The organism is Streptomyces griseus subsp. griseus (assembly GCF_000720255.1).
GTDB classification, from domain to species: Bacteria; Actinomycetota; Actinomycetes; order Streptomycetales; family Streptomycetaceae; genus Streptomyces; species Streptomyces griseus_I.
In genome coordinates this window covers 36,512-60,245 of the sequence record NZ_JOJE01000028.1, presented here as the reverse complement: position 1 = coordinate 60,245, position 23,734 = coordinate 36,512, and the positions used below count along the sequence as shown (strand labels likewise).

The following is a 23,734-nucleotide window of genomic DNA, read 5'->3' as shown; positions in this document are numbered from 1 at the left end:
GACTCGCGTATGGCTTTCGAACCGCCGCGCCGTCTGGTGCGGGCGCTCGGTGAGACGGCACCGGACGGTGACGACTGGTTGGAGAGGCTACCGGAGGCGGTCCAACAGGCCGTCGATCTACGCGAGTTGACCGTGGAGCGGGTGCAGGTGCCGGGCGGGCGCAGCAGCCTGGTCGTCCTGGTGCGGCGGGCCGACGGCACCCCGGCCGTGTTGAAGCTGGCCCCGCCCCGGGCCCGCCCGGAGAGCGAGCGGGCCGCCCTGACGCACTGGGGCGGCCTGGGCGCCGTACAACTGGTCGAGCCGGTCACGGCCCCGGGTGTGCTGCTGCTGGAGCGGCTGTCCCCCGACGTGTCCGTGCGGTCGCTGCCTGAGGCGAAGGCGCTGCTGGAGGCGGCGGGGACGCTGCGCCGGCTGTGGGTGGAGCCGCCGGACGGCCACACCTTCGAGACGGTCGAGGAGCGGACGGGACGGCAGGCCGAGGCGATGCGGGCGAGCGCGGCGGCCGACGCGGAGGTGGCGCCGCTGGTCGAGGCGGCGCTGGCGGCGCGTGCGGAGCTGTTGGCCGCTCCGCCCGAGCGACGGTTGCTGCACGGCACGTTCCGGCAGAGCAAGGTGCTGTCGGGTGAGCGGATGCCGTGGCTGGCCGTGGGGCCTGATCCGGTGGTCGGCGAATGCGCGTTCGACCTGGCGCGGCTGGTCCGGGACCGGGTGGAGGATCTGATCGCCTCGCCGTCGGGGGCGGCGACGACGCGGCGGCGGGTGAAGCGGCTGGCAGAGTCGCTGGAGGTGGATCAGGAGCGGTTGCGGGGGTGGACGTTGTTCCGGGCGGTGGAGTCGGGTGTGCGGGCACTGCGCGTGGGGCGTCCGGGGGACGCGGAGCTGTTGCTCGAGTTCGCGGGGTGGCTTTAGGGGTCGTGTGTTGCCCGCGGGTGTGTTGTGGCTTGTCGCGCCCACGCGGCGGAGCCGCATATCGACACAGCCCCGCGCCCCTCAAGGGGCGCTTTCCCGTCCCCTGGACGCTCTGGCGCCCAAGGGGCGGGAAAGGCCTACGAGGTGCCGGGAGGCGTCAGGCCGTCAGGCGGGCGATTGCCTCGTCCACCGTGAGTTCCTCGCGCTCGCCCGTCCGGCGGTCCTTGAGTTCCAGGACGCCCTCGGCGGAGCGGCGGCCGGCCACCAGGATCTTCGGGACGCCGATGAGCTCGGAGTCCGTGAACTTCACGCCCGGGGAGACTCCGGCCCGGTCGTCGACCAGGACGCGCAGGCCGGCGGACCGCAGCTTCTCGGAGACCTCGAGGGCCAGCTCGATCTGGAGCGCCTTGCCCGCGGCGACGACGTGCACGTCGGCCGGGGCGACCTCGGCGGGCCAGCACAGGCCCTTGTCGTCGGCGCTCTGCTCGGCGAGGGCCGCGACCGCGCGGGAGACCCCGATGCCGTAGGAGCCCATGGTCACGCGGACCGGCTTGCCGTTCTGACCGAGGACGTCGAGCTTGAGGGCGTCGGTGTACTTGCGGCCCAGCTGGAAGATGTGGCCGATCTCGATGGCGCGGTCGAGCTTGAGTCCGGTGCCGCAGTTCGGGCAGGGGTCGCCCTCCTGGACGACCACGACGTCGACGTACTGGTCCACCTCGAAGTCACGGCCCGCGACGACGTTCTTCGCGTGCGTGTGCTCCTTGTTGGCGCCGGTGATCCAGGCGGTGCCGGGGGCCACGCGCGGGTCGGCGATGTACGTGACCTTCTCGCCCAGGCCCTGCGGGCCGACGTAGCCGCGGACCAGGTCCGGGCGGCCCACGAAGTCCTCGGCGGTGACCAGCTCGACGGCGGCGGGCGCGAAGTGGGCCTCGACCTTGCCCATGTCGACCTCGCGGTCTCCGGGGACGCCGACGGCCACGATCTCGCCGTCGACCTTCACGAGGAGGTTCTTGAGGGTGGCGGAGGCCGCCACGCCGAGGTGGGCCGCGAGGGTCTCGATGGTCGGGGTGTCGGGGGTCGGGATGTCCTCCGCGGCCGGGACACCCGCCGCGTCCACCGGCTTCAGCTCGTACGTGATCGCCTCGGTGTTCGCCGCGAAGTCGCAGTTCGGGCAGTCCGCGAAGGTGTCCTCGCCGGCGCCGGCCGGGGCCAGGAACTCCTCCGACTTCGAGCCGCCCATCGCGCCCGCGGTCGCCGCGCAGATGCGGTAGTCGAGGCCGAGGCGCGCGAACACCTTCTGGTAGGCCTCGCGGTGCAGGGCGTAGGACCGGGCGAGGCCCTCGTCCTCCAGGTCGAAGGAGTACGAGTCCTTCATCAGGAACTCGCGGCCGCGCAGGATGCCGGCGCGGGGGCGGGCCTCGTCACGGAACTTCGTCTGGATCTGGTAGAGGATGACCGGCAGGTCCTTGTACGAGGACGCCTGGTCCTTCACGATCAGCGTGAAGATCTCCTCGTGGGTCGGGCCGAGGAGGTAGTCGCCGCCCTTGCGGTCCTGGAGCCTGAACAGCTCCGGGCCGTACTCGTCCCAGCGGCCGGTCGCCTCGTACGGCTCACGCGGCAGCAGGGCGGGGAGCAGCACCTCCTGGGCGCCGATCGCGTCCATCTCCTCGCGGACGATCCGCTCGACGTTGGCGAGGACCTTCTTGCCGAGCGGCAGCCACGTCCAGACGCCGGCCGCGGTACGGCGGACGTAGCCGGCGCGGACGAGCAGCTTGTGGCTGAGGACCTCGGCGTCGGCCGGGTCGTCGCGCAGCGTCTTCGCCATCAACTGGGACATGCGCTGGACCGGTGCGTTCGCCATGGTTGTCGTACTCCTGCTGCGTAAGGGTGATGGCTTGGAGGTTAGCCGGGGGGCCGGTTCCGGTGGAAATCCGTTATCGGCGGCGCAGCGGCAGCGGGGCGCCCATCACCGCGTACGGCTTCGGGGCGCTGGGGAAGAGGACCTGGCGGGCGAGGTCCGTGTAGCCGAGGGAGCGGTAGAGGCCGCGGGCCGGGCTCTCGACGTCGATCGCGGAGAGGATCGAGCGGGGTTCGGTGGCGCCCTCGGTGATCCTGGTGATCAGGGAGCGGCCGATGCCCTTGTTCTGGTGGGCCGGGTGGACGTGCAGTTCCGTGATGACGAAGGAGTCGTCGAGCCAGTTGTCGTGGCCCTGGGCGCGGAGGTAGGGCTCGACGACGGTGGACCACCAGTGCGTGCGCTCGTTGGGCATGCCGTAGACGAAGCCGACGAGGCGGCCTCCGACGGTGGCGCCGAGGGCTCTTGCGCCCGGGTAGGTCATATGACGCAGGACGATCTGGCGGCGTACGGCGACTTCTTCCGGGCCCAGTCCGAAGGCGACGGCTTGGACAGCTAGGGCCTCGTCGACGTGAGTTGAGAGGTCCAGGGGGCCGATCACGAGGTCCATGCGGGGAGCCTACAGGTGAGCTCCGTCGTACGGCCGGGGGCGGGGTGGAAGTGGTGGCGCTTCAGAACAGGACACTCATGAACGCGCCGACCTCCTGGAAGCCCACGCGGCGGTACGTCCTTCTCGCCGCCGTGTTGAAGTCGTTGACGTAGAGGCTCACCACCGGGGCCACGTCCGCGAGGGCGTAGCGCAGGACCGCTGCCATGCCGGGGGCGGCGAGGCCCTTGCCGCGGTGTTCGGGGGCGACCCAGACGCCCTGGATCTGGCAGGCGTGGGAGGTCGCCGCGCCGATCTCCGCCTTGAAGACGACCTTGCCGTGTTCGTCGAGCCGGGCGAACGAGCGGCCGGCGCCGACGAGTTCGGCCACCCGGGCCTGGTAGAGGAGGCCGCCGTCGCCGGCCAGCGGGGAGACGCCGACCTCCTCGGTGAACATGGCCACGCACGCCGGCATGATCGTGTCCATCTCGTCCTTGCGGATGCGGCGGATGTAAGGATCCGGGGCGACGGCGGTGGACGTGCGGTCGGTGACCATCAGGGGCTGATGGCCGCGGATCTCGCGTGCGGGGCCCCAGTGCGGTTCCAGGAGCCGCCACAGCTGAGCGGTGGGTTCGGCGGGGCCGACGACGGAGGAGCAGCGGCGGCCGGACCGGCGGGCGCGGTCGGCGAAGGCGCGGACGGCGCGGGGGGTGGCGCAGATCGGGACGAGGTTGGCGCCCGCGTAGCAGAGGGACGTGAGCATGCCGTCCTCGTACCACCCCCACATCTCGCCGCCGAGCCGCCACGGGTCGAGGCCCGCGACCTGGACGCGGGACGTCACGAAGGCGTTCGCGACCGGCTCACGGTCGAGGACGGCGAGGGCGGCGTCCAGGTCGCTCGGTTCGAGGACCCGGGAAGTCGTCTGGGTCAACACGTGCGGGCCTCACACCTTGGGGTCTGCTGATCTCACGCACTGTACCTGCGGAAGCTGAGCCGCGCCGCCCTGCATTTGTTGCCGCGCGCTTGTCAGCGGCTGTGGGTCGTACGTCCCGTCCCTGGGGGCTGCCGCCCCCCAGACCCACGCTTCGGCCCTGAACGGGCCTCGTCCTCAAACGCCGGACGGGCCGGATTGCCCGGACCGGCGTTCCAGACGGCAGGCCCTCCATGGGTGGGCAGGATTCGAGGCGGCAAACGGTCGTTCTCGGACAGAGTGCCGGGACCCCGGGGTTCTCAGCCCGCCACCGACACCGACGGCTCGCCCGAGATCACGCCGTCCGCCTCCATCTGTTCGGCCAGCTTCATGGCCTCCTCGATGAGGGTCTCGACGATCTTGGACTCGGGGACGGTCTTGATGACCTCGCCCTTGACGAAGATCTGGCCCTTGCCGTTGCCGGAGGCGACGCCGAGGTCGGCCTCACGGGCCTCGCCGGGGCCGTTGACGACGCAGCCCATGACGGCGACGCGGAGGGGGACCTCCATGCCGGTGAGGCCGGCGGTGACCTCCTCGGCGAGCTTGTACACGTCGACCTGGGCGCGGCCGCAGGACGGGCAGGAGACGATCTCCAGGCCGCGCTGCTTGAGGTTGAGGGACTCCAGGATCTGGTTGCCGACCTTGACCTCCTCCACCGGGGGCGCGGAGAGGGAGACGCGGATGGTGTCGCCGATGCCCTCGGAGAGGAGCGCGCCGAAGGCCACCGCCGACTTGATCGTGCCCTGGAAGGCGGGGCCGGCCTCGGTGACGCCGAGGTGGAGGGGGTATTCGCACTGGGCCGCGAGCTGGCGGTAGGCCTCGATCATCACGACCGGGTCGTTGTGCTTGACGGAGATCTTGATGTCGCGGAAGTCGTGCTCCTCGAACAGGGAGGCCTCCCACAGGGCCGATTCCACCAGCGCTTCGGGGGTCGCCTTGCCGTACTTCTGGAGCAGGCGGCGGTCGAGCGAACCGGCGTTGACACCGATGCGGATCGGGGTGCCGTGCTCCTTGGCCGCCTTGGCGATCTCCCTGACCTTGTCGTCGAACTGCTTGATGTTGCCCGGGTTCACCCGGACCGCGGCGCAGCCCGCCTCGATGGCGGCGAAGACGTACTTCGGCTGGAAGTGGATGTCGGCGATGACCGGGATCTGCGACTTGCGGGCGATGGTCGCGAGCGCGTCGGCGTCGTCCTGGGTGGGGCAGGCCACGCGGACGATCTGGCAGCCGGAGGCGGTCAGCTCGGCGATCTGCTGGAGGGTGGCGCCGACGTCGGAGGTGCGGGTCGTGGTCATCGACTGCACGGAGACCGGGGCGTCCCCGCCGACCGCCACGGATCCGACCTGGATCTGCCGGCTTTTCCGGCGCTCGGCGAGCTTGGTCGGAACGGACGGCATGCCGAGAGAAATCGCAGTCATCTGCTGTGCAACCCCAAGTCGTGGATCAAGGCCCAGGTCCCGTCAGCGGCGGGCTCCAGGCTTCGAGATTACGGCACGGGCGCGGCGCCGGGCACATCCCACCCGCGAAGCCACTCGATGGGAGGCGGCCGGGAACCCGAAGGTCCCCGGCCGCCGTGAACGCGTCATGAAGGTGGTGCGACTACGAGATCTTGACCGGGTTGACGACGTCGGCGATCAGCACCAGGACGGTGAAGCAGATGAAGATCCCGGCCACCACGTAGGCCACCGGCATCAGCTTCGCCACGTCGAAGGGGCCGGGGTCGGGGCGGCGCAGCACCTTCGCGAGGTTGCGGCGCAGCGACTCCCACAGGGCGCCCGCGATGTGCCCGCCGTCGAGCGGGAGCAGCGGGAGCATGTTGAACAGGAACAGGGAGAGGTTGAAGCCGGCGACCAGCATCAGCGCCATGGCCAGTTGCTGGGTGGGCGGGATGTCGAGGGTGAAGATCTCGCCGCCGACGCGGGCCGCGCCGACCACGCCCATCGGGGAGTCCGGTTCGCGGGGGGCGCCGTCGAAGGCGGCGTTCCACAGGGCCGGGATCTTGGCGGGCAGGCTCGCGATGGAGTCGACGGCCTCACCGATGCGGTCGCCCATCCAGGTCAGGGACTCGTCGAAGTCCTGGCGGACGATGCCGGTGGCGGCGCTGAAGCCGAGGAAGCCTGCGTTGACGTACTGGCCCTGGACGATCTGGCCGTTGGGGTCCTTCTTGGCGACCTGGTTGTCGGCGATCTTCGCGGTGAGCGTGACCTGCTCGCCCTTGCGGTCGACGACGATCGGCACCTCCTTGCCCGGGGCGGCGCGGATGAGGTCGGAGAGCTGGTTCCAGTCGTCCGTCTTCACTCCGTCGAAGGAGACGATCTTGTCGCCGGCCTTGAGTCCGGCGGCCGCGGCCGGGGAGGCCGGGTCGGACTTCTGGCAGTCGTTGCGGTTCTCGCTCTGCGCGATCACGCACTTGGAGACGGAGCTGACGGTGGTGGTCTGCTGCGAGATGCCGAAGCCCATGAGGACGACGAGGAACAGGGCCACCGCCAGGACCAGGTTCATGAAGGGGCCCGCGAACATCACGATGACGCGCTTCCACGGCTTGCGCGTGTAGAAGAGGCGGTTCTCGTCGCCCGGCCGGAGTTCCTCGAAGGCGGCCGAACGGGCGTCCTCGATCATGCCGCGCCAGGGTGAGGTGGAGCGGGCCGTGATCCTGCCGTCCTCGCCGGGCGGGAACATGCCGATCATGCGGATGTAGCCGCCGAGGGGTACGGCCTTGATGCCGTACTCGGTCTCGCCCTTGTTGCGGGACCAGATGGTCGGGCCGAAGCCGACCATGTACTGCGGCACGCGGATCCCGAAGAGCTTGGCCGTGGACAGATGCCCCAGCTCGTGCCACGCGATCGAGAACAGCAGGCCGACCACGAAGACGACTATGCCGAGGATCATCATCAGGGACGTCATCAACGGGCCTCCGCGGTCGCCGTCTGTGCGGTCAGTGCTGTCAGTTCCTGGGTCCGGGCGCGTGCCCAGCTCTCTGCTTCGAGGACGTCCGACACGGTCAGTGAAGTTCCCGTCACGGGGGTGCCGTGCTCCTGAACCACCCGGGTGACGGTCTCGATAATCCCGTTGAAGGGCAGTGCCCCCTTGCGGAAGGCCTCCACGCACTCCTCGTTGGCGGCATTGAACACCGCGGGGGCGGTGCCCGCGAGCTCGCCGACGTGCCGGGCGAGGCCGACGGAGGGGAACGCCTCGTTGTCGAGCGGGAAGAACTCCCACGTCGAGGCGGTGCTCCAGTCGAAGGCGGGCGCCGCGTCGGGGACGCGTTCGGGCCAGCCGAGGCCGATGGCGATGGGCCCGCGCATGTCGGGGGGCGTCGCCTGCGCCAGTGTCGATCCGTCCGTGAACTCAACCATCGAGTGGACATACGACTGCGGGTGCACGACCACCTCAATGCGATCGAAGGGAATGTCGTACAGCAGGTGGGCCTCGATCACCTCCAGGCCCTTGTTGACGAGGGTCGCCGAGTTGATCGTGATCACCGGGCCCATGGCCCAGGTGGGGTGGGCGAGGGCGTCCTCGACGGTGACGTGGGCCAGCTGCTCCTTCGTACGGCCGCGGAAGGGGCCGCCGGAGGCGGTGACGACGAGCTTGCGGACGTCGGCGCGGGTTCCGGCGGCGAGGGCCTGGAAGAGGGCGGCGTGCTCGGAGTCGACCGGGATGATCTGCCCGGGCTCGGCGAGCGCCTTGACCAGGGGGCCGCCGACGATGAGCGACTCCTTGTTGGCGAGCGCGAGGGTGCGGCCGGCCCGGAGGGCGGCCAGGGTGGGCGCGAGTCCGATGGAGCCCGTGATGCCGTTCAGGACGGTGTGGCAGTCGGAGGCGGCGACCTCGGTGGCCGCGTCCGGTCCGGTGAGGATCTCGGGCAGCGTCTCACCGGGGCCGTACTGCGCGGCGAGCGCCTCGCGCAGTGCCGGTACGACGTCCTCGCGGGCCACGGCGACTGTCCGCACCCGCAGCCGGTACGCCTGCTCGGCGAGGAGTCCGACGCGTCCGCCGTTGGCGGAGAGCGCGGTGACCCGGAACCGGTCGGGGTTGCGCAGCACGAGGTCGATGGCCTGGGTGCCGATCGAACCGGTGGAGCCGAGGATCACCACGTCCTTCGGACCGTCCGCCGCGACGGGGTCGAAGACGATGTGGGGATCGGCGAGGGGGGCTGGACTGTCGCTCATCCCCCCATTGTGTCGGCAAGGACGGCGGGAAAGGACAGGGCGTCCCTCAGGGGTGTCGTGGGCCGTGGGAGTCACGTGCGCGCCGTGACCCCACGGCCGTGCGACGGCGCGTCAGCGGATCGGGCGGTGGACGTTCTCCCGCTGGGACGGACCGGGGGTGGCGTCGGCGATCCAGGGGCCGTCGTCGGACGGGTCGATGACGCCTTGTTCCAGCCACTCGTAGGTGCCGGAGAGGACGCCCTTGACGACCTTGCGGTCGAGGTCGTCGGTGTTGGTCCACAGGCGGTCGAAGAGTTCCTCGACGCGGATGCGGGCCTGGTGGCAGAAGGCGTCGGCGAGTTGGTAGGCCTCGCGGCCGTTCTCGCCCCGGCTGCGCAGGAGTTCGGCGCGCACACAGGCCGCGCTCATCGCGAACAGCTCCGCCCCGATGTCGACGATGCGGCCGAGGAAGCCCTGTTTGGTCTCCATGCGGCCCTGCCAGCGGGACATGGCGTAGAAGGTGGAGCGGGCGAGCTTGCGGGAGTTCCGCTCGACGTAGCGCAGGTGCGGGGACAGGTCGACGCCGTGCTTGAACTCGCTGTACGACGTCGGGAGCTGTCCGGGGCCCGCGACCAGCTTGGGCAGCCACTTGGCGTAGAAGACGCCCGCGCCCGCGCCGGCCTTCGCCTTGTCGGACAGGGACTTCTCGGGGTCGATGAGGTCTCCGGCGACCGAGAGGTGGGCGTCGACCGCCTCGCGGGCGATCAGCAGGTGCATGATCTCGGTGGAGCCCTCGAAGATGCGGTTGATGCGCAGGTCGCGCAGGAGTTGCTCGGCGGGGACCGCGCGCTCGCCGCGGGCGGCGAGGGAGGCCGCGGTCTCGAAGCCGCGGCCGCCGCGGATCTGGACCAGTTCGTCGGCCATCCGGCAGCCCATCTCGGAGCCGTACAGCTTGGCGAGGGCGGCCTCGATGCGGATGTCGTTGCGGTCCTCGTCGGCCATCTGGGAGGACAGGTCGACGACCGCCTCCAGGGCGAACGTCGTGGCGGCGATGAAGCTGATCTTCGAGCCGACCGCCTCGTGCAGGGCGACCGGCTTGCCCCACTGCTCGCGCACCGCCGACCACTCGCGGGCGATCTTCAGGCACCACTTGCCGGCGCCCACGCACATGGCGGGCAGCGACAGGCGGCCGGTGTTGAGGGTGGTGAGCGCGATCTTCAGGCCCGCGCCCTCGGGGCCGATGCGGTTTGCGGCGGGGACGCGCACCCGGTGGAAGCGGGTGACGCCGTTCTCCAGGCCCCGCAGACCCATGAAGGCGTTGCGGTTCTCGACGGTGACGCCCTCGGAGGAGGCCTCGACGACGAAGGCCGTGATACCGCCCTTGTGACCCTCGGACTTCGGCACGCGGGCCATGACGACGAGGAGGTCGGCGACCACGCCGTTGGTGGTCCACAGCTTGACCCCGTCGAGAACGTAGTCGTCGCCGTCGGGCACGGCGGTGGTGGCCAGGCGGGCCGGGTCGGAGCCGACGTCGGGCTCGGTCAGCAGGAACGCCGAGATGTCCGTGCGGGCGCAGCGCGGCAGGAAGGTGTCCTTCTGCTCCTGGGTGCCGAAGATCTTCAGCGGCTGCGGTACGCCGATCGACTGATGGGCGGAGAGCAGCGCGCCGACCGCCGGGTTCGCGGAGCCGGCCAGGGCGAGGGCTTTGTTGTAGTACACCTGCGTCAGGCCCAGGCCGCCGTACTTGGTGTCGATCTTCATGCCGAGGGCGCCGAGCTCCTTGAGCCCGTTGATCACCGCGTCCGGGATGCGGGCGTCCCGTTCGATGACCGCGGAGTCGATCTTCGTCTCGCAGAAGTCGCGCAGTTTGGCCAGAAACTCCTCCCCGCGCTGGGCGTCCTCGTCCGCCGGGAGCGGGTGGGGGTGGATGAGGTCGAGCCGGAAGCGGCCGAGGAACAGCTCCTTCGCGAAGCTCGGCTTGCGCCAGTCCTGCTCTCGGGCCGCTTCGGCGACCTGGCGTGCCTCACGCTCCGTGACGGTGGGTTTGTTGGAGATGGGGGCGGACATGAGGCTCACCTCGCCGCGAATAGGGATCAGAGGGACCGTGCGTTACTGATCGGTGCTACTGGATCGTATGTACCCGAGACGGGGCGAGCCCACCACCCCTCGCGTCGGGGCCGACCGTCGGCTCCCGCCCGTTCCGGCCCCGCTTTCACAGGGAGTCGGCGGTGAAAGTGACCGGCGAGACGATTCGGTCAGACGGGTGAAGCGGAGGTGACGGCAGCCGCGGTGACGGACGCGGGGGATCAGGTCCAGTGGACGTCGGCCAGCGGGTACCCGCCCGCGTCGTAGGTCTCCTGGTTCACGGAGATCCCGAACGCGATCCCCAGGCCCTTCAGGAACCGCTTCTGCCAGTCGGGGATCCAGCCCTCGTTCTCGTAGACCGGGCGCCCGTCGACGTAACGGACGTCCGGGCGGCACCCCGCGTCGTGCATGGCCCAGTTGAGGAAGGACATCTTCGGCGCGTAGTCGAAGTAGTGTCCGCCGGTCAGTTGCGTCTCCTCGCCGAAGTAGCCGTAGATCTCGTCGCTCCACACGAGTCGGCCGTCCTCGAAGTAGAGCATGCAGTACATGCCCTTGGCGGAGATGTTGTAGAGGAGGACGACCCGGCCGGCGCCCCGCGGCAGCGCGAAGCCCTCCCGGAAATGGATCAGGAAGTCGAAGTTCCCGGCGAGGAAGGACCACTTTCCTTCCTTGCCGTAGACGGTCTGCCAGGGCTCGTCGGGGACCCGGGTCCGGGGGTGGGTCCGGTCGTAGACGGCCTTTGCCTCGTCGCCGACCGGCTCGGGCATCTCCCAGGGAACGGCGCCGAACACCACCGCCAGATCCTGCGGCGCGACCCCCTCCGCGAACACGAGCCCCGCCTGGTCCCCCAGGATCGGATCAGCTCCGTCCCCCGCCCACCGCTCGCCGAGCCACGCTATTCCCTCGTTGTCTGCCATGACCGGGGACCGTAACAGCAGGGTCCGACAACGGCTTTTCGGTCAGCCGACCGACACCGAGTACGCCTTGGTGTCCAGCCGTCCCGTGCCCTTGAAGACCTCCGTGCCGGACTCGATGCCGGAGACGAACTTGTCGTCGCTGAGGAGCTTGCGGCGGACGAGGGCCTGGGTGAAGTCGTTCAGGTCGAGCGTGGCCTTGGTGGTGTTGGCACGGCGGACGAAGGAGAAGACCTTCCAGCCGATGTCACCCTGGTAGATGTCCCACATCGCGCCGCCGAGGCTGACGCTGCCGTACTTGGTGCCGAGCGGTCCCGCGCCGCCCTGGCGGTTGAGCCAGATCATGACCTCGTCGGTGGGCTGGTCCTGCCAGTCGGCGGTGTTCTTGGTGTGCAGCCACAGGTCGTAGGCGACGTTCATGGTGCCGGGGTCGGAGCTGACCGAGAACTCCCAGCTGGTCTTCACCGGCTTGCGGTCGCCGACGCGGAGGGGCAGGCCGGTCTTCGCCCTGTCGACCTTCCAGCCCCAGTGCCAGCCGAGGACCGTGCCGGCATAGGACTTCACGTCGGAGTCCTTGCCCTTGCTGTTGTTGGCCCAGGTGTAGTCGGTCCCCCAGGAGACGGTGGAGCCGGCGGCGGAGTTGTCCCAGACGCACTGGCCGCCGGTGCCCTTGTCCTGACCCCACAGGTTGTTGTTCACGTAGTACTTGCCGAGCGTGATCGTGTCGAAGGCCGTGCACTTCTTGCTCGACTCGCCCGCCTGGGCGACGGTGACCCCGGCGGCGGCCGCGAGGGCGACCCCGGCGGCGGTCAGGGTCTTCGTCTTCTTCGTCAGGCGGGGACGACGGTGTTGCATCAAGGGTCCTTCCAGGGGACGGTTCGGGTTACCGCTCCCCAGTGGCCGCCGACAGCCCGATGGGTTGCCGTACTCTCCGCGGAAAGTTCGCACGGGAAAGCCGCCGTCGGAGATTGCTGTCGAAGCGCTTCGACAACCTATGGACACCCACTCCCGCTAGAGCTACTGTCGAACCACCCTCACCCGCACCTGTCCGTACTGCGCACTGTCGAAGCGCTTCACAAAGCTTGGAGAGCTGGATGGTCACCCTCGCCGAGGTCGCCCAGCACGCCGGAGTCTCGGCGAGCACGGTGAGCTATGTCCTCAGCGGCAAGCGGTCGATCTCCGCGACCACCCGGCTGCGGGTCGAGCAGAGCATCCGCGAGCTCGGCTACCACCCGAACGCGGGCGCCCGCGCCCTGGCCAGCAGCAAGTCCAACATCGTCGCGCTGATGATCCCGCTGCGCACCGACATGTACGTGCCGGTGATGATGGAGATCGCCATCGCGGTCGCCACCACGGCCCGCACGCACGGCTACGACGTCCTGCTGCTCACCGGCGAGGAGGGTCCCGACGCCGTGCGCCGCGTCACCGGCAGCGGGCTCGCCGACGCGATGATCCTGATGGACGTCCAGCTCGACGACGAACGGCTGCCGCTGCTGCGGGGCACCGACCAGCCGTCGGTACTCATCGGCCTCCCCGCCGACACCAGTGGCCTGACCTGCGTCGATCTGGACTGGAACGCGACCGGCGCGCTGTGCGTGGAGCACCTGGCGAAGCTCGGCCACCGCGACGTCGCCGTCATCGGCGAGGCCCCCGCGGTCTATGAACGGCACACCGGTTTCGCCGAACGCACCCTCGACGGCCTGCGCTCGCGCGCCCGGGAGCTCGATCTGCGGGTGCTGCACCGCCCGTGCGAGGGCGGATACGACGCGATGGCCGCGACCCTCGCCCGGGTCCTCGACGAACGCCCCGGCACCACGGGCTTCGTCGTGCAGAACGAGTCGGCGGTCGAGCCGCTGCTCGCGCTGCTGCGCCAGCAGGGCCGGGCCGTGCCCGAGGACGTGTCGGTGGTGGCCATCTGCCCCGACCAGGTCGCCACCCAGGCCTCCGTCCGGCTCACCTCCGTCGCCATCCCCGCCCAGGAGATGGGACGGCACGCCGTGGAACGCCTGGTCGCCAAGCTCGACGGCCGCGGCAGCGACGACGTCGTGCTGATCGCCCCCGAACTCACGGTCCGCGCGAGCACGGGCCCGGCCCCGACCGCGCCCTGACCACCCCTGCCTCTCCCCCTCTCCCTCTCTCCCCCGAGCCACCCCGTGGGCACCTCCCGGGGCACCGCCATGTCTGCACTCCTCCCGGAGCACAGGAGCACCCCAATTGACTGAGCCCGAGTTCCAGCAGCCCAAGGTCAGCCTCGCGCAGTCGTCCCCCACCGTCGGCACGTTCCGCGAGCGGGACGGCGCGCTGGAGTGGAGCGGTCGCCAGGAGACCGTACGCGTCGAGCCGTGGGGCCCCGACGCGGTCCGGGTCCGCGCCCGGCTCGGCGGGCCCGTCCTCGACGCGCTGCCCGGCGCGCTCCTGGCGCAGGCCCCGGCGACCGAGAGCACGGTCAAGATCGAGGACGGGCGGGGCCGGGTGACCGTCGGCGCGCTCACCGTCGAGGTCGACGCCGAGGGCCTGGTCCGCTTCCTGCGCACCGAGGACGGCGGTGAGATCCTCGCCGAGGAACGAGCCCACTTCTGGTGGCCGGGCCCGCGCCTCTACACGGCCGTCGGCAACGGACACCACCGCCTGGAGCAGCGCTTCGCCGCCTACGACGACGAGAAGCTGTACGGCCTCGGCCAGCACCAGCACGGCCGGTTCGACCAGAAGGGCCTGGTCCTGGACCTCGTCCAGCGGAACGCCGAGGTGGGCATCCCGGTCCTCACCTCCAGCCGCGGCTACACCCTGCTGTGGAACAACCCGGCGATCGGCCGCGTGGAGCTCGCGCACAACGGCACCCGCTGGGTGGCGGACTCAGCCCGCCAGATCGACTACTGGATCACCGCGGGCGCCCCGGCCGACGCCCAGCGCCGCTACAGCGCGGTGACCGGCCGGACGCCGATGCTGCCGGAATGGGCGGCGGGCTTCTGGCAGTGCAAGCTGCGCTACCGCACCCAGGACGAGCTGATGTCGGTGGCCCGCGAGTACAAGCGGCGCGGCCTGCCCATCACCGCCATCGTCTGCGACTTCTTCCACTGGACCCACCTGGGCGAGTGGAAGTTCGACCTGACCGAGTGGCCCGACCCGGCGGCGATGGTGCGCGAGCTCGACGAGCTCGGCATCAAGCTGGTGGTGAGCGTGTGGCCGTCGGTGTCCCCCTTGAGTGAGAACCACCCGGTCATGGAGCAGCGCGGCTACTTCATCGGCACCCAGTACGGCCCGATGGCGCACGCCGACTGGCCGGACAAAGAGGTCGCCTCCACCGTCCAGGTCGCCTTCTACGACGCCACCAACCCGGACGCCCGCGAGTTCGTCTGGTCGCGCGTCCGCGACAACTACCTGACCCGGTACGGCATCACGGCGTTCTGGCTGGACGCCTGCGAGCCGGAACTGAAGCCGGGCTTCCAGGAGAACCTGCGCTACTGGGCGGGCCCAGGGCTGGAGGTCGGCAACATCTACCCCGCCGAGAACGCCCGCACCTTCTACGAGGGCCTGCGCGCGTCCGGCTCCGGCGACGACGAGATCATCACCCTCAACCGCTCGGCGTGGGCGGGCAGCCAGCGCTACGGCGCCGCCCTGTGGTCCGGTGACATCGGCACCGACTTCCCGACCCTGCGCCGCCAGATCGCGGCGGGCCTGAACACCTCGCTGTCGGGCATCCCCTGGTGGAACACCGACATCGGCGGCTTCCACGGCGGCGACCCGGACGATCCCGCCTACCGCGAGGTCATGGTCCGCTGGTTCCAGTTCGGCGCGCTGTCCCCGCTGATGCGCCTGCACGGCTTCCGCGACCCGGGCATGCCGCTGGGCCCGGAGATGACCGGCGGCCCCAACGAGGTCTGGTCGTACGGGGAGGAGGCCGGCGCGATCCTGGAGAAGTACCTGCGGCTGCGCGAGCGCCTCAAGCCGTACGTCCTTCAGGTCATGCGCGAGGCCCACGAGGAGGGGCTGCCGCCCATGCGGCCGCTGTTCCTGGAGTTCCCGGAGGACCCCAAGGCGTGGAGCGTCGACGACACCTATCTCTTCGGCCGCGATCTGCTGGTCGCCCCGGTGCTGACGGCGGGCGCCACCAGTTGGACGGTGTATCTGCCGGCGGGGGCGCGCTGGACGGACGCGTGGACGGATGACGCCTACGAGGGTGGTCGGACCGTGACGGTCGACGCCCCCCTGGACCGGATCCCGCTGTTCCTGCGGGACGGGGCGCGGCTGCCTGTAGCGGAGTAGCGGCGTCGTTTCACGGGCGTGCGGCCGGTTCCCGTAGGGGAGGGACCGGCCGCACGTTCGTGTGACGTCAGCGGCAGACCGAGGCCAGGGCGCGGACGAGGGCGCGGGTGTGCAGCGCGTCCGGGTGCTGGTCGTAGCCGACCTGGAGGGCCGCGAAGGCGAGTTCGGGTCGGCAGGTGGGCGCGGCGCGCTCGGGGGTCGAGTCCGCGAGGGCCTGGACGAGGTCGGTGTTGATGCGGTTGATCGTCTGGCGGACTACGGCCAGGTCCGGCTTGGTGGTCGGGGCCTGCTCCGGGTGGGCGGTCCACCGCTGGTACAGACCGCGCTGGACGATCTTGTTCGCCTCGATCTGGTCCCGGAAGATCCGCCGGACCTCGTCCGGATCGGCGCCGATCGCCCGCGCCTGCGCGGCCACGGTGTCGAGGACCTGCTGCTCGCGGGCGGGGTCGTCGATGGGGCTGCCGGTGCCCCACTTGGCGGCCGCGACCAGGTCGGCGGTGGCGAGGCGTTCGGCGGCCGGCCCGACGACGGGGTGAAGGGCGGAGAGGGTGTGGGGGGCGGCGAGGGGTGCCGGGGTGGTCGCGGTGGTCCCGGAGACGGGAACCGCGACCGCGGTGCCCGTCGCGGTGAGGGCGACGGCCGCGGTCGCGGTCACGGTGGTCAGGAGACGGCGCAGGGGGGTGGGGGTACGCATCCCCCCATCAAAGCCGACGCTGTCCCATGATCAGGTCAACTGCTGCTCACGGTCAGGTTGTTGGTGGTGAAGTTCAGACCGCCGGAGGACGACGTGATCTCGAAGCCGAACTGCAAGTCGCCGATGGTCTCGTTGCCGAACCAGCGCTTGGTGTCCTTGATCCACTTCAGGATCGGCAGGATGTTGACCGTGCCGGAGCTGGAGTTGGAGGTGCGGATGAACGAGAAGACCTCGTTGGAACCGTTGTTGCCCTTGTAGACGTTCCAGGTGTGGCCGCCGAGCGTGACGCTGCCCTGCGAGGTGCCGAGCGGGCCGACGGGTCCGGTCTTGTTGACCCAGAGCATGATCTCGTAGTCGTGGTCCGTGTCCCAGATGTCGTACGAGGTGTTGTACGCGCCGGAGGACGGCACCGTGACGTTGTAGCTGCTGCTTAGCGAGCCGAGGGAGGTGATCGACTTGTTGATCACCTTCTTGGAGTCGGGGTAGGACTTGATGCCGCCGGTGTTGGGGTGGTTGGCCCAGACGCCCCAGTTGGTGCCGGAGTTGGCCCAGATGCACTGGCTGCCGGCGCCGGATCCCCAGATGTTGTTGTAGAGGGTGTAGCCGTTGAGGCTGGTGTTGCCCCACTGGTCGCAGGAGTTCCAGACGGCGGCCGAGGCGGGGGCGGAGGCCAGGCTGATCGTGGCGCCGAGCGCGAGCGCGGGGGCGAGCAGGGCCTTGGTGACTCGGCTCAGTCTGCGTGATGCCGTGCGTGTTGCCATGGTGTCCCTTTCCATGGGTGGGGGGAAACGAGGGGGGAATTGCCGCGATTACCACGCCCCCGGCGTGAGGACGTGGTCTTCTCCGGCGACGAGGTCGAGCGGCCGTGCGTCGCCGGTGGAAGTCAGGACTTCGATGCGGTGGGTGCGGTGCGGCTTCAGGACGGCCCGAGCGCCGTCGGGGCCCCAGGCGAGGTCGAGTTCGGCGCCGAACCGGGTGCGGATGCCGCGCAGTTCACCCGACGGGAGCGCGGTGGGGAGCGCGGGGAACAGGACGAGCCGGTCCGGGGTCGAGTGGACGAGCGCCTCGATGAGGACGGCGGGCAGGGCGTGAGCGGCGTCGGCGTTGTAGACGTCGCGCTTCGGGTAGTGCGCGCTCATCAGTGAGGCGTGGAAGAAGTCGCCCTCCAGCACGTTGGCGAGCGCGTGCGCCACCCGGTGGCCGTCCCTGAGGCGCGCCGCGATCAGGGCGTGGTGGAGGTGACCGTGCGCGGAGTCGTTCTCGGCGCCGCGCAGTTGCAGCGCGCGATGGGCGGCGGAGGCGAGGTGGGGGGTGTCGTGGGGGTTGATCTCGTCGAGGGGCCAGACGGCGTAGAGGTGGCTGAGGTGGCGGTGGTCGTAGGTGTCGTCGAGGCCGGGCCGGGCCCATTCGGCGAGGGCTCCGTCGGCGTTGATCCGGTGTGGCGGGAGGCGGTCGGCCAGGGCGCGCCAGCGGTCGGCGTCCGGGGTGCCCGGGTGGTACGCGGCCGCGGTGAGCAGGGCGTGCCGGGCCGCCGAGAGGTCCATGGCGGCGTTGATCGCGCCCCAGCTCGCGTTGGCGGGCCTGTTCTCGGGCGAGTAGGAGGGGACGACGACCACATGGCCTTCGTCGTCGGTGCGGGTGAGGAAGTCCTCGTAGAAGCGGGCTACTTCGGCGAGGGCGGCGGCGGTGCGCGGGTCGTGTTCGCCGCGGATCTCGTCGTGGTCGACGAGCGGCTTGAGCAGCCAGTCGGCGCCCGCGGTCCACAGGTGCAGCGGGTATTCGCGGCTGAAGTGGTACGCGTGCCCGCTCTCGCCGTCGGTGTGCGCGGGTGCGACCGCGCCCCGGGCGCCGAAGACGGCTCGGGCGTTGTCCTGCCAGTCCTTTGTCTGGCGATGGATCAGCGAGGCGAGGGCTTCGGTGACTTCGGGGAGGGCGGCGGCCGCGGCGGAGGCGGTCTGGAGGTTGACGTTGGCGTCGTTGGTGAAGGCACCGGACCACGCGGTGTCCCAGTCGCCGGTCCACAGGCCGGGCAGGCGGGGCGGGTTGAGGCCGGAGGAGGACAGCAGGTGGTAGCGGCCGGCGGCGAAGAGACGTTCGAGCAGGGCTGTGCTGTGAGGGCTTTTCAGCAGCTCGGAGCCGGGCAGGGCGCGTTCGGCGGGGTCGGCGTGCAGGTCCAGGGTGGCGCGCTGGTAGGCGGTGCGGTGTCCCGCGAGGTGCCGGTCGAGGAGGTCGTCGTAGGAGCGGCCGGCACACAGGTCGGTCAGGGCGCGCTGTTCCGCGGTGACGTCGAGCGGGCCGGTGTGGCGTCGCACGCGGGTGAGCAGCAGGGCGGACTCGGCGCCGGTGACGCGCAGGCCGGGCAGGGCGAGTTCGGTGCGGCCGCCGTTGACGACGACGAGGGTCGTGCCCGTGTAGGCGCGGTCGCTGCCGGGGTAGCGGGCGCGCAGGGTGAGCAGGGCGCCGTCGGCGGTGAGGACGGCGCCGTGGCCGACGGCGAGACCGGCGGGCGCGCCCGGGAGCCGGTGGTCGAGGGAGATCTCCAGGTCGGGGGCGGTGACGTGCTGGACGATCACGTCGTCGGCGCGGGAGACGAAGACCCGGCTGGTCCAGCCGGTGCACTCGGCCAGGGACTCGCCGGTGGTGAAGTCGACGGAGCGGCGGTAGCGGCCACGGGGTCCGGCGGGTCGGCGCAGCCGGGTCTGGAACGCGGGGTGGAAGGGCTGCACCCACTGCAGCGGCCGTCCGTCGGTGAAGTCCTCGGCGGCGGTGAGGTCACCGGCGAGCAGCCGGTCCTGAAGTGCGGGCAGTTCGGCGGCGAGCCGGGGCGGCCGGGCGTTTTCGCTCCCGTTGGGACGGACCAGGGTGTGGTGCGTGACGATGACGCGGTCCTCGTCCGGATCGCCGAACACCAGGGCGCCGTGCCGGCCGTTGCCGCTGACGAAACCGTCCTCCCAGCGGGCGGCCGGGCGCGGCTCCCAGGTGCCGTGGACGGGCCCGCCGGTCATGAGGCCAGCACCGCGACGCCGTAGCGGCCGAGGGTGAGCCGGTCGGTGTGGCCCTCCCCGGTCAGCAGGTCGGTGTGACTGCCGGGCACCTCGACGGTGACCGGCTCGCGCCCGTGGTTGAGCAGGAACAGCAGCTCACCCCGGCGCACGGCCTCGACCTCGGCCGGGAGGGCGTCGAGCACCGGCCGCACACCGGCGTCGGCGGCCACCCGGGCGAGCAGCTCGCGCAGGGCTTCCGGCTCCGGAAGCGTCGAGACGTACCAGGCGCGGCCCCTGCGCAGAACCGCGGGCAGTCCGTCGAGCTCCCCGCCCTTGTAGGGGACGGTGCGGTCGGGACGGCCGGCCTCGATCTCCTCCGACCACAGCGTCCCCCGGAAGCCGTCGCACTCGACGGTCTCCCCCGCGTCCAGCGGCCACCACTCGTGCAGGGTGCGGATGCCGAACAGTTCGCGCAGCCGGGCGTCCATGCCGCCGGGCCGCACCCGGTCGTCCTCGTCGGCGACGCCGGTGAGGAAGCCGCAGACGAGAGTGCCGCCGTCGCGGGCGTAGGCGAGGAGGTTGTCGATCGCCCGGTCGGTGAGCGCGTACAGCTGGGGGACGACGACCACGCTGTACGGGGTCAGGTCGTGCTCGGGGTGGGCGAAGTCGGTGGTGAGGTTCGCCTCCCAGAGGGCGCGGTGCCAGGCGCCCAGGACGTCCGGGTACTCCACCCGGGTGGACGGGCGGCCGTCCTGGGCGGCGGCCCACCAGGCGTGCCAGTCGTGCAGGACGGCGATGTTCGCGGTGATGCGGCCGCCTGTCACCCGGGGGGCGATCCGTGCGAGCTCGGCGCCGAGCTGCTTGACCTCCTGGAAGGTACGGCCCTCCTCCCCCGCGTGACTGACCATCCCGGAGTGGAATTTCTCCGCGCCCTGCCGGGACTGGCGCCACTGGAAGTAGCAGACGGCGTCCGCGCCACGTGCCACCGCCTGGAGCGACCAGAGGCGGTTCAGGCCGCGCGGCTTGGGGTGGTTCACGCCCCGCCAGTTGACCGGTCCGGCCGCCTGCTCCATGAGCATCCAGGGGCCGCGCGCCTGGGAGCGGGTCATGTCCTGGACGAGGGCGCCGTTCTGGGCGCCGAGCGGATCACGCGGGTCGGGATAGATGTCGACGGAGACGACGTCCTCCTCCGCCGCCCAGCGCCAGGCGTCCTGTCCGGACCACAGCGGCATGAAGTTGGTGGTGACCGGGAGGTGCGGGGTGTACCGGCGGACGATGTCGCGTTCGGCGGCGAAGCACTCCAGGAGCATGTCGGAGGTGAAGCGCCGGAAGTCCAGGACCTGGGTGGGGTTCTTCAGGTAGTGCGGGGTGCGCGGGGGCAGGATGCCGTCCCAGCTGTCGTAGCCCTGACTCCAGAAGGCTGTGCCCCAGGCGGTGTTGAGAGTGTCGAGGGCGCCGTACTTCTCGCGGAGCCAGCGGCGGAAGGCGGCGGCCGCCTCGTCGCCGAAGTCGAAGGAGCAGTACTCGTTGTTGATGTGCCACATGGTGAGGGCGGGGTGGCCGCCGTAGCGGGCGGCGAGGTCCTCGGTGATGGCGGCGGCGTAGCGCCGGTAGGTGGCGCTGGAGTGCGAGAAGTGCTGCCGGCCGCCCCACCACTCGGTGCGGCCGTCCTCGGTGACGGGCAGGGTGTCGGGGTGCAGCCGGCCCATCCAGGGCGGGGGCGAGGAGGTGGGGGTGGCCAGGACGACGCCGATGCCGTTGTCGTGCAGCAGATCCATCAACGTGTCCAGCCACCCGAACTCCCGGGCCCCCGGCTCGGGTTCGAGCTTGGACCAGGAGAAGACACCGAGGGTGACGGAGTTGACCCCGGCGTCCTTCATCAGCCGGACGTCCTCGTGCCAGGTCTCCTCCGGCCATTGCTCGGGGTTGTAGTCGCCGCCGAAGAGGATGCGGCCCCGGGTCGCGTCGTGGAGGTTCGGCATCACACCGGCTCCCCGTACTGGATGCCGCGCCCGTTGGTGGCGATGTAGACCCTGCCGTACAGGCGCGGGTCGGCGGCGATGGTCGCGCCGATCCAGCCCCACTGGTGCTGGTCGTCGTTGATCCGCACCCAGGTCTTCGCTCCGTCGTCGGAGCGGTACACGGCGGTGATCTCGTCGGTGGCGCCGACCTGGTAGACGGCCGGGTAGTCGGCGCCGTCGGCGGCCTTGCCGAAGGCGAGGGTGTGGGAGGCCCGGCAACTGGCGACCTTGGAGAAATTCGCGCCGCCGTCGGTGGACCGGTACAGCCCGTTCCCCTTGGTGCTCAGCCACAGGTCGCCGGAGCGTCCCGGGGCCGCGGTCAGCTGGAACTGGCTGTCGCCGGAGGGCAGTCCGCTCGCGCCCTTGGTGAAGGTGAGGCCGCCGTCGGTGCTGGCGAACAGTGCTCCCGTGTCGGTGTCGTAGGCGTAGAAGCGCTTCGGGTCGGCCGGGTCGGCGAGCGGGGTGGCGCCCTTCGGGAAGGAGGCGACCTCGGTCCAGGTCGCGCCGTTGTCGATGGAGCGCTGCGCGGGGTACTTGGTGCCGTCCCAGTGCACGAAGGTCCACAGCAGCACGCTGCCGTCGGTGTTGACGGCGATCGGCCCCGGCGCGTCCTTGGCGATGGCCGGCTGCGCCTCGAAGGGCGCCCAGGACTTGCCGCCGTCGTTCGACCAGGCGCCGTTGCCGTGGTCCCCCCACCCCGTGCGGACGACGTACGACGGCTCGGCCGCGGCCTGCGCGAGTCCGGTCGCGGTGCCGAACACGGGGTTGGCGGCCATGCCCCGCGACGGCGACGCCGTGAGCCGCTCGTGGTACATCACGCCGATGTCCCCGAGCCCGCTGATCAGGTGCGCCCGACCGGTCGGGGGCGAGATCAGCTGACGTACGGAGGTCTCCTCCAGGCCGCGGATCTGCGGGGCCCAGTGCTTGAGGTCGCGGGTCCCGTACAGGGTGGCCCCGGTGCCGTACACGATGTGCTTCGAGTCGTACGGGTCGACGGCGAGCGCCTGGATCCACCAGCCGAACTTCGGCTTGTCGGCGCCGAAGGTGAGGAACGGTGTCTCGGACACGTCGAGGACCCCGGAGTCCTTCAACGACTTCCAGGTGCGGCCCCCGTCGGTGGTCCGGTACAGGGTGTCGACCGCGGCCCAGCGGTTGTTGGTGGAGACGACGACGGTGCCGGGGCGGCGGGCGTCCACGGCGACGCCTCCGTACCCGAAGGTGTCGGCGGAGCCTCCCCCACTCTCGGCTTCGCTCGAGCGGGAGGTACCCCCAGCCGTGGTCCCGCCCGGCTTCACCGGGGTGACGTCCCGCCACTTCCCGCTCAGGGTCGCCAGTTTGTGGACACTGCCGTCGGACTGCCCGTTGGGCCCGGGCGCGTTCGCGTACGTCACGTACAGCTCGCGCGTGTGGCGGTCGTACGCGGCCCGGATCGGCACCTTCGCGTTGGCGCCGGAGGGCTGACCGGGGACGGCCTCCCAGGTGGTGCCGTCGCTCGTGCGGTACAGGTTGGCCGAGGTCCCGTCCGAGTCGCCCCACCCGGCGTAGAGGGTGCGTCCGGCGGCGACGAGCAGGGTCACGCCCTGCCCGGAGGCACTGGCCGCCGCCGGGAACCCGGTGACGGCCGCCCAGGTGGCCCCCCGGTCCGTCGACCTGAGCAGTCCGTCGTGCCGCGTCCCCAGCCACAGCGTGTCACTGTCCCGGGGGTCGACGAGCAGCCGCTCCCCCGCGCCCCGACCGTCCTCGTTCCCGCCGAGCTTCACGGTCAGGTCGGTCCGCGCCCAGCTGGCCCCCCGGTCCTCGGACCGCAGTACGGCTCCGTTGCCGGCCCAGGACTGGGCGTAGGTGCCCAGGGCGAGGTAGACCCGGTTCGGGTGCGCCGGGTCCACGGCCATGGCCTCGACACCGAGGAGGTTCCAGTCGTCCCACCCGAGGTGGTCGGTGAGCGGGATCCAGCGGGCGGCCCGCTCGTCCCACCGGTAGGCACCCCCGATGTCGGTCCGCGCGTAGGCGAGCCCGCGCACGGAGGGGTGGAACAGCACGCCGGAGACGAACCCGGTGCCGCCGATGACGACGTTGCGCCAGCGGTAGGCGGGGGTGGCGGCGGATTCGGCTTCGGCGGCGTGCGCGCGCCCTTCGATCTCGGGAAGGCCGGTGAGGGCCGCCGCGGCGGCGGTCCCCGCGAGAACGGCACGACGACTCAGTTGGGACGCGTACATGACACAAACCTCGTTCTGTTGCTCAGAGGGGAAGGTGAACGCCCCTCAGGGGCGCGGGGCCCTGCCAATGTGCGGCTCCGCCGCGT

17 protein-coding genes are annotated in these 23,734 nt (G+C 71.0%); 3 read left to right on the top strand and 14 right to left on the bottom strand.

Going from position 1 to position 23,734, the window contains the following annotated elements; translation table 11 throughout:
- The first annotated feature begins 9 nt into the window (after positions 1-9).
- Positions 10-909: an aminoglycoside phosphotransferase family protein gene (locus tag IG99_RS30310; RefSeq protein ID WP_037679464.1), complete on the top strand. Its 900-nt coding sequence runs from the start codon at positions 10-12 to the stop codon at positions 907-909.
- 157 nt (positions 910-1,066) lie between these two features.
- Here the strand turns inward: IG99_RS30310 and IG99_RS30305 are convergent, their stop codons facing one another.
- From IG99_RS30305 to IG99_RS30265, 9 genes are all read right to left on the bottom strand, one after another.
- Positions 1,067-2,770, bottom strand: a complete 1,704-nt coding sequence (locus IG99_RS30305; RefSeq protein ID WP_037679462.1) for a proline--tRNA ligase — start codon at positions 2,768-2,770, stop codon at positions 1,067-1,069.
- 73 nt (positions 2,771-2,843) lie between these two features.
- A complete protein-coding gene (locus IG99_RS30300) occupies positions 2,844-3,374 on the bottom strand; it encodes a GNAT family N-acetyltransferase (protein WP_037679461.1) in 531 nt (176 codons plus the stop codon).
- 61 nt (positions 3,375-3,435) lie between these two features.
- Complete coding sequence (locus tag IG99_RS30295) at positions 3,436-4,284, bottom strand: GNAT family N-acetyltransferase (RefSeq protein WP_037679458.1); 849 nt, start codon at positions 4,282-4,284, stop codon at positions 3,436-3,438.
- Positions 4,285-4,580: 296 nt separating this feature from the next.
- A complete protein-coding gene (ispG, locus tag IG99_RS30290) occupies positions 4,581-5,738 on the bottom strand; it encodes a flavodoxin-dependent (E)-4-hydroxy-3-methylbut-2-enyl-diphosphate synthase (protein WP_037679456.1) in 1,158 nt (385 codons plus the stop codon).
- 181 nt (positions 5,739-5,919) lie between these two features.
- Positions 5,920-7,212 (bottom strand): M50 family metallopeptidase, encoded by a 1,293-nt coding sequence (locus IG99_RS30285; RefSeq protein ID WP_107056062.1) that lies wholly within the window; start codon positions 7,210-7,212, stop codon positions 5,920-5,922.
- 11 nt (positions 7,213-7,223) lie between these two features.
- Positions 7,224-8,492, bottom strand: a complete 1,269-nt coding sequence (dxr, locus tag IG99_RS30280; protein ID WP_037679452.1) for a 1-deoxy-D-xylulose-5-phosphate reductoisomerase — start codon at positions 8,490-8,492, stop codon at positions 7,224-7,226.
- Positions 8,493-8,603: 111 nt separating this feature from the next.
- Positions 8,604-10,538, bottom strand: a complete 1,935-nt coding sequence (locus IG99_RS30275) for an acyl-CoA dehydrogenase family protein (protein ID WP_037679451.1) — start codon at positions 10,536-10,538, stop codon at positions 8,604-8,606.
- 239 nt (positions 10,539-10,777) lie between these two features.
- Entirely contained in the window at positions 10,778-11,473 is a 696-nt protein-coding gene (locus IG99_RS30270; RefSeq protein WP_234312019.1) for a hypothetical protein, read from the bottom strand.
- A 42-nt stretch (positions 11,474-11,515) separates the two neighbouring features.
- On the bottom strand, positions 11,516-12,325 hold the full coding sequence (locus IG99_RS30265; protein ID WP_037679448.1) for a GH12 family glycosyl hydrolase domain-containing protein: 810 nt from the start codon (positions 12,323-12,325) through the stop codon (positions 11,516-11,518).
- A gap of 239 nt (positions 12,326-12,564) precedes the next feature.
- On the opposite strand from IG99_RS30265, the gene IG99_RS30260 reads away from it, so the two are divergent.
- Together IG99_RS30260 and IG99_RS30255 are read left to right on the top strand one after the other, a co-directional pair.
- Positions 12,565-13,578: a LacI family DNA-binding transcriptional regulator gene (locus IG99_RS30260; RefSeq protein ID WP_037679446.1), complete on the top strand. Its 1,014-nt coding sequence runs from the start codon at positions 12,565-12,567 to the stop codon at positions 13,576-13,578.
- Positions 13,579-13,684: 106 nt separating this feature from the next.
- Positions 13,685-15,733, top strand: coding sequence for a glycoside hydrolase family 31 protein (locus IG99_RS30255; protein ID WP_037679444.1), 2,049 nt, complete (start codon positions 13,685-13,687; stop codon positions 15,731-15,733).
- 67 nt (positions 15,734-15,800) lie between these two features.
- Here IG99_RS30255 and IG99_RS30250 read toward each other — a convergent pair whose 3' ends face one another.
- From IG99_RS30250 to IG99_RS30230, 5 genes are read right to left on the bottom strand one after another with little or no spacing between them, the layout of a single operon-like run.
- Positions 15,801-16,427, bottom strand: a complete 627-nt coding sequence (locus IG99_RS30250) for a chorismate mutase (RefSeq protein ID WP_037679442.1) — start codon at positions 16,425-16,427, stop codon at positions 15,801-15,803.
- 35 nt (positions 16,428-16,462) lie between these two features.
- Complete coding sequence (locus IG99_RS30245) at positions 16,463-17,188, bottom strand: glycoside hydrolase family 12 protein (protein WP_037679439.1); 726 nt, start codon at positions 17,186-17,188, stop codon at positions 16,463-16,465.
- 48 nt (positions 17,189-17,236) lie between these two features.
- Positions 17,237-19,432, bottom strand: coding sequence for a glycosyl hydrolase family 95 catalytic domain-containing protein (locus IG99_RS30240; RefSeq protein ID WP_037679437.1), 2,196 nt, complete (start codon positions 19,430-19,432; stop codon positions 17,237-17,239).
- Entirely contained in the window at positions 19,429-21,393 is a 1,965-nt protein-coding gene (locus tag IG99_RS30235; RefSeq protein ID WP_037679434.1) for a beta-galactosidase, read from the bottom strand. Before IG99_RS30235 ends, IG99_RS30240 begins: the two co-directional genes overlap by 4 nt.
- Positions 21,393-23,648 carry a WD40/YVTN/BNR-like repeat-containing protein gene (locus IG99_RS30230; protein ID WP_037679431.1) on the bottom strand — a complete coding sequence of 752 codons (2,256 nt, stop codon included), beginning with the start codon at positions 23,646-23,648 and terminating at the stop codon, positions 21,393-21,395. The genes IG99_RS30235 and IG99_RS30230 overlap by 1 nt, the downstream gene beginning before the upstream one ends.
- Positions 23,649-23,734: the final 86 nt, after the last annotated feature.